General features: G+C 65.3%; 6 protein-coding genes. 2 read left to right on the top strand and 4 right to left on the bottom strand.

Annotated elements, in window-relative coordinates; genetic code table 11:
* Nucleotides 1–302: 302 nt before the first annotated feature.
* Complete coding sequence (gene creD / locus ABI546_RS00815; RefSeq protein WP_348043134.1) at nucleotides 303–1,685, top strand: cell envelope integrity protein CreD; 1,383 nt, start codon at nucleotides 303–305, stop codon at nucleotides 1,683–1,685.
* A gap of 14 nt (nucleotides 1,686–1,699) precedes the next feature.
* On the opposite strand, the gene creC is transcribed toward creD, so the two are convergent.
* The 4 genes from creC to ABI546_RS00795 form a co-directional block, all read right to left on the bottom strand.
* Nucleotides 1,700–3,097 carry a two-component system sensor histidine kinase CreC gene (gene creC / locus ABI546_RS00810; RefSeq protein WP_348043133.1) on the bottom strand — a complete coding sequence of 466 codons (1,398 nt, stop codon included), beginning with the start codon at nucleotides 3,095–3,097 and terminating at the stop codon, nucleotides 1,700–1,702.
* Nucleotides 3,098–3,214: 117 nt separating this feature from the next.
* The gene (gene creB / locus ABI546_RS00805) at nucleotides 3,215–3,895 is read right to left on the bottom strand and encodes a two-component system response regulator CreB (RefSeq protein ID WP_348043132.1); all 681 of its coding nucleotides are present in this window, start codon (nucleotides 3,893–3,895) and stop codon (nucleotides 3,215–3,217) included.
* Between the two features lie 142 nt (nucleotides 3,896–4,037).
* Nucleotides 4,038–4,670, bottom strand: coding sequence for a MarC family protein (locus tag ABI546_RS00800; RefSeq protein ID WP_348043131.1), 633 nt, complete (start codon nucleotides 4,668–4,670; stop codon nucleotides 4,038–4,040).
* A 148-nt stretch (nucleotides 4,671–4,818) separates the two neighbouring features.
* Nucleotides 4,819–5,565 carry an SDR family oxidoreductase gene (locus tag ABI546_RS00795; protein ID WP_348043129.1) on the bottom strand — a complete coding sequence of 249 codons (747 nt, stop codon included), beginning with the start codon at nucleotides 5,563–5,565 and terminating at the stop codon, nucleotides 4,819–4,821.
* Nucleotides 5,566–5,659: 94 nt separating this feature from the next.
* On the opposite strand from ABI546_RS00795, the gene ABI546_RS00790 reads away from it, so the two are divergent.
* A partial coding sequence (locus ABI546_RS00790) for a 2-hydroxychromene-2-carboxylate isomerase (protein ID WP_348043127.1) occupies nucleotides 5,660–6,173 on the top strand: 514 nt, incomplete at its 3' end.

Genomic DNA, 6,173 nt, shown 5'->3' with positions numbered 1-6,173 from the left:
CGAAGCCGATCCCCGTAGCACACCGGCCCTTCGATACCTCAGGGCGAACGGAGAGCGGGGGCCCCTTAACCCAGCATGAGCCGCGGAACCGGCCTTGGCCTGTCCTGAGCTTGTCGAAGGGCCGGGCCGCAGGCGGGCGGCCCCCTCGGGGGGCAGCGACCCACACGCAGTGGGGGAGCGTGGGGGCCACATCCACCGTGGGGGCCCAATTTCACACAGACTTCACACAAGCAGCCCGCAGCTCATCCTGCCCTCACACTGGGTTTGCACACTTCCCTTCGTTGTTCAAACGAAAGGAAGTCATGAAACAAAAACTCTTCGCGTTGGCCCTGGTGCTGGTGCTGCTGGTCCTCGCGCTGTTCCAGATCGGCGGCGTGGTGCACGACCGCCAGACCTACCGGCAAATCGCCATCCACGGCGTGGCGCAAAGCCTTGCCGGGCCGCAGACGCTGACGGGTCCGCTCATCCACCGGGCTTGTACCGAGGAATGGGACTTCCGGGACGCCGACAGGCAGTTGCACACCGAGCGGCGCGAGTTCACGCTGGTGGCTGCGCCGGCCTCGCTCACGCTCAAGGGCACCAGCAAGCTGGAGCCGCGCGCCCGCGGACTGCATGCGACGCAGGTGTTCAACCTGAAGGCCGAGCTGGTCGCCGAGTGGGTTGATACGCAGGCGCTCAAGCCCGTCGCCGAACACGTCGGCTCGCGCATGAACTGTGGCCAGCCGCTCTTGATGATGGCGGTGTCCGACTCGCGCGGCATTCGCCACGCCAGCGTGAAGATCGGCGACCAGGTGTTGGCGCTCAAGCCCGGCACCTTCTACGGCAGCTACCCGCGCGGCGTGCATGCGCCGCTGGCCATGGCCATGATGGGCACCACGCCGCTGCAGGCGCAGCTGGAGCTGGAGCTGGTGGGTACCGAAAGCATTTCTGTCGTGCCGCTGGGCGGCGACACCCGGGTGCAGCTCACATCCAACTGGCCCCACCCCAGCTTTGGCGGGCAGTTTCTGCCGGTGGAGCGCAAAGTCACCGAGGACGGCTTTGAGGCCAGCTGGCGCGTCAGCTCGCTGGCCAGCACCGCGCAGCAGGAGGTGACGCAGCTCGATGCGTCCAAGCGAAAAGGTGTCTGCCCGTCTTACGGTGAAGAATCCGTCCACGGCGGCTGCGTCGAGGCCTTCAGCGTCACCTTTGTCGACCCTTCCAACACTTACGCCCTCAGCGACCGGGCCACCAAGTACGGCCTGCTGTTCATCGGCCTCACCTTCCTGGCGGTGGGACTGTTCGAGTTCATGAAATCCCTGCGCGTGCACCCGATCCAGTATTTTCTGGTGGGTGCAGCGATGAGCATGTTCTTTCTGCTGCTGGTGAGCCTGTCGGAGCACATGCCTTTTGAAAGCGCCTATGCGATTGCCGCCGCCGCCTGCGTGCTGCTGCTGACCTACTACGCCAGCCACATGTTGGGCCGCTGGTCGCGCGGTCTGCCCTTCGGCCTGGGCATTGCCACGCTGTACGGCATGCTGTTTGTGCTGCTGCAGATGGAGCAAACCGCTTTGCTGCTGGGCACCGTGGCCTTGTTCACCGTGCTGGCGGCCATCATGATGCTGACGCGCCAGGTCGACTGGTATGCACGCTTCAAGCAGGCCGAGCCTGTGAAGCCCGAGCCCGAAACGGTGAAGGGGGCCGCGTGATGGGCGCGATGCGGCTAGAAATGCAGCTCGACCCGCAGCCCGGGCTGCGTGTTGCGAACCACCATGCGGCCGCCGTGCAGCAGCATGATTTGCCGCACGATGGCCAGGCCGAGGCCGGATCCCTTGCTCTGGCCGTCGGGCCGCACCGTCGAGAAAAAGCGCTCGCCCAGCCGGGGCAGTGCGTAGTCGGGCACCCCCGGGCCGCTGTCCTGCACGGCGACGTGGTCCGGCCCTGCTTCCAGGGTAATGGTCGAGCCCTCGGGCGCGAACGAGCGCGCGTTTTCGAGCAGGTTGCTCAGCGCCAGGCCCAGCAGGCCGGGCTCCGCATGCACGCCGGCATGTTCCGGCCGGACTACGATTTTGACGACATGCTGGGCGCGGCCGGCGGGCGCGTCCGCCCCAAAGGGTGCGAGGACGCCGGCCCACAAAAGGCGCTCGCGCTCTACCTTTGCATGGCGTTGCTCCAGCTTCGTCAGCTCGAGCATGCGGTCCACCAGCGCCTGCATGCGGCCGGACTGGGCCAGTACCTGCCCCGAAAACTCGCGGCGCGCGTGTTCGGGCAGCTCGTCCTGCAGCAGCTCGCCGGCGCCGCGGATCGCGGCGAGCGGGCTCTTGAGCTCGTGCGTCAGGGCGCGCACGTAATCTTCTATGTACTCGTGGCCCTCGAGCTTCAGGCGCATGGCATCGACTGCCATGGCCAGCTCGCCAAGCTCACCCGGTATTTGCGGAACCGCGGGTTTTTCACCCTGGCCCACGGCGTTGGCATAGCGACGCAGCTTGCGAATGCTCCAGACCACCCACAGAGTCACGCCCACACCGATGGCCAGCGAGAGCACCAGCAGCAATACGCCGCTTAAGAGAATCTTCCGTTCGGCCCGGTCAATGAAAGCCTGGATGGTGGACATCGGCTTGGCCACGGTCAGCACGCCAATGATTTTTCCGTTGCGTTGCACCGGCGCCGCGACGTACATCACGGCGCTGCGGTCGTCCTGCTGCACTTCGCGCGTGGCGCGCGCCCCGTACTCGCCGCGCAACGTGAGGGCCACGTCGCGCCATTGTGAGTAGTCTTGCCCGGTTGCCAGGTTTTCGGAGTCAAAAACCACTTTACCGCCGGCGTCGGTGACATAGACGCGGAAGTCCAGCGACTGCTTGGCCATGCCCCAGATCTTCGCGTCAATTGGCCGCCGCGCGTAGTTGTGTACATGGCCGGCAAAGCGGCCATCCGCGATGACACCCGCCGACAGGTCGTCGCTCGCCAGTTCGGCCAGGATGTTGGCGGTGTCCACCATCATGTCTTCCATGACTTCGCGAACACTGGGCTTGACCTCGGCCATGAAGACCCGCAGCACAAAAAAGGCCGCCAGGCCGGTGACCAGGAAGAAGCCGAACAACAGCCGTATGCCTAACCGCATGCTCGTCGCTCCGAATACAGCCTCATGCCAGCAGGCGCCGCGGAACTGGCTTCGCCAGGCCGCAGGCGTCGCCCCCTGCAAGGGGGAGGGCGGAGCGAAGCGCAGCCACGGGGGTGTTCATACCTTGAGGCTATAGCCCATGCCGCGATGCGTCACGATGTAATCGTGCTCCGGCGCAGCCTCCTGCAGCTTGGCGCGCAGGGTCTTGATGTGGGTGTCGACCGTGCGGTCGGTGCTGTCCGAATCGGCGCCCCAGACGGCGCCGAGCAGGTCGTCCCGCGAACGGATACGGCCGCGGTGGCGCAGCAGCTCGGTCAGCAAGCCAAACTCGCGGCGTGTCAGATCGAGCGGGAAACTGTGCAGGCTCACCCGTTGCCCTTCGGCATCGATCTCGAAAGGGCCGCTGGCCAGCGCCGGCATCGCCATCGGCATGCGCGCGCGGCGCAGCAGGCCTCGCACCCGAGCCAGCAGCTCGCGTGGGCTGAAGGGCTTGCTCACATAGTCATCCGCGCCCAGCTCGAGCCCCAGCACGCGGTCAATTTCTTCGCCCTGCGCGCTAAGCACCAGCACCGGCAGGCTGCCGGCGGCACGCAGCTCACGGCACAAGTCCAGGCCATTGCCATCGGGCAGGCCCACGTCCAGGATCACCGCGTCAGGCGGCTGCCGGCTGATTTGCGCGCGCGCATCGCCAAGCAGCAAACTGTGCGTCACGCTGAGGCCGTCACGTTCCAGCGTGTAAATGATGGAACGGGCAATCGCCGGATCGTCTTCGACCAGCAGGATGCGTGCAGTGCTCATTCGCAGCGAAGCAGGAACGCCCGCGTGGGGAATGTTGCCCTGAAAATTCCAACAGGGGCCGCGGAACCGGCTTTGCCGGGCCGCAGGCGCAGCGCCCCCCCGGGGGGCAGCGCATTACACGAAGTGAAAAGCGTGGGGGCCATTAGCTACGAAGGATGGGAAAGAGTTTGCCCAGGCCGCCGGCCATCACCTCCACGGCCAATGCGGCCAGGATCAGGCCCATCAAACGCGTCATCACATTGATGCCCGTCTTGCCGAGCACGCGGGCAATCGGCTCGGCCAGTGAAAAGCTGATGGCGGTCACCAGCGCAATCACCAAGCCATAGCCGACCAGCGCGGCGACTTGCAAAGCCGTCTGGGCTTTCTCGGCGTAAATCACCACGGTCGACATGGTGGCCGGGCCGGTCAGCAGCGGAATGGTCAGCGGCACCACCGCAATGCTGGCGCCGCGAGCGGCCTTTTCGGCGCCGTCCTCCATCTCGTTGGTCAAGGGCTTGGCTTCAGCCGGCTGTGCGTTCAGCATGTTCATGGCGCTGATCAGCAACAGCATGCCGCCGCCCACCTGGAAGCTGGCCAGCGAGATACTGAAGAAATCGAGAATCTGCAGGCCCAGCAGTGCGCTGATGGCGATGACGACAAACGCCGAGAAGGCCGCAACCAGAATCGTGCGGCGCCGCTGCTCGTCCGAAAACCCCTGCGTGTAGTGAATGAAGAACGGCACGATAGCCAGCGGGTTGACGATGGCCAGCAGCGTGACAAGCGGTTTGAAATCCATCGTTTCCCTTAATGACAACTCAATTGGCAGCGCGGACCGCTCTGCAAATCCCAGCCAGGGCCGCGGAACCGGCTTAGCCGGGCCGCAGGCGCAGCACCCCCTCGGGGGGCAGCGAACCACACGCAGTGGGGAGCGTGGGGGCCACTATCTACCTGCCTCCCGCCACATCCAGCAATGCGCCGGTGGTGTAGCCCGCATTGTCGCCGAGCAGCCAGACGATGGACTCCGCCACTTCCTCCGCCGTGCCGGGCCGTTGCATGGGCACCTGCGGTGCCAGGTCGCGGGCCCGGTCAGGCAAGCCGCCGGAAGCGTGGATGTCGGTGTCGATGATGCCCGGACGCACGCCGTTGACACGAATGCCCTCCGTGGCAACCTCCTTGGCCAGCCCGACGGTGAAGGTATCGATGGCGCCCTTGGCGGCCGCGTAGTCCACATACTGGCCAGGCCCGCCCAGGCGTGCCGCGACACTGGACAGATTGACGATGGAACCGCCCGCGCCGCCGTAGCGGGTGCTCATGCGTTTGACGGCTTCGCGCGCGCACAGGAAGGAGCCGAACACGTTGACCTCGAACATGCGCCGCAGGCGCTCCAGCGTCATGGCGTCGACGCGGCTGGTGCGGTCGACCACGCCGGCATTGTTGACCAGGCCGTCGAGGCGGCCGAGCTTGGCATCCACCTTGTCAAACATGGCCAGCACCTGCGCTTCATCGGCCACGTCGGCCTGCACCGTGATGGCCTGGCCGCCGCTTTGGCGGATCTGCCGCACCACTTCATCGGCCGCGAGCGAGTTGCTGGTGTAGTTGACGGCTACCGCCCAACCCTGGCGTGCAGCCAGCAGGGCGCAAGCGGCACCAATGCCGCGTGAGCCACCTGTGATCAAAACAACTTTTGACAAACCGGACCTCCTGCAGGAAATGGCAATCCCGGGTAAAAACGGGGATTGCATCGGGCCAATGTACTTGAACACGCCCCCAAAACCGGAGACGACCGTGAGCACCACTGTGGATTATTACTTTACGCCGCAAAGCCCCTGGACTTACCTGGGTCACGAACGCTTTGCCCAGATCGCCCGTGCGGCTGGCGCTACCGTGAATGTGCTGCCTATCGATCTGGGCGGCAAGGTGTTTCCCATCTCGGGCGGGCTGCCGCTGGGGCAGCGCGCGCCACAGCGCCAGGCTTACCGCTTGCTGGAACTGCAGCGTTACTCAGACTACCTGCATGCGCCGCTGAATCTCAAGCCCAAATATTTTCCGGTATCCGGCGACGAAGCCTCGCGCCTCATTATCGCGGTGAACCTTCATGACGGCAGCGAAGCCGCCATGAGAATCGGCGGCGCGATCTTTAGCGCCGTGTGGGTGCGTGAGCGCCACATTGCCGACGAAAAAGTGCTGGCCGAACTTCTCGCTGAATGCGGCCTGCCCGCTGCGCGGCTGGAGCAGTCGTTCGCGCAGGCGGTGCAGGAGCGCTATGAGGCCAATACCCAGCAGGCGATTGACGCCGGCG

This window comes from Polaromonas sp. (assembly GCF_039932935.1).
Classification (GTDB): domain Bacteria; phylum Pseudomonadota; class Gammaproteobacteria; order Burkholderiales; family Burkholderiaceae_C; genus Polaromonas.
The sequence above is the reverse complement of the archived record's forward strand: the minus strand, read 5'-3'. Positions and strand labels throughout refer to the sequence as shown.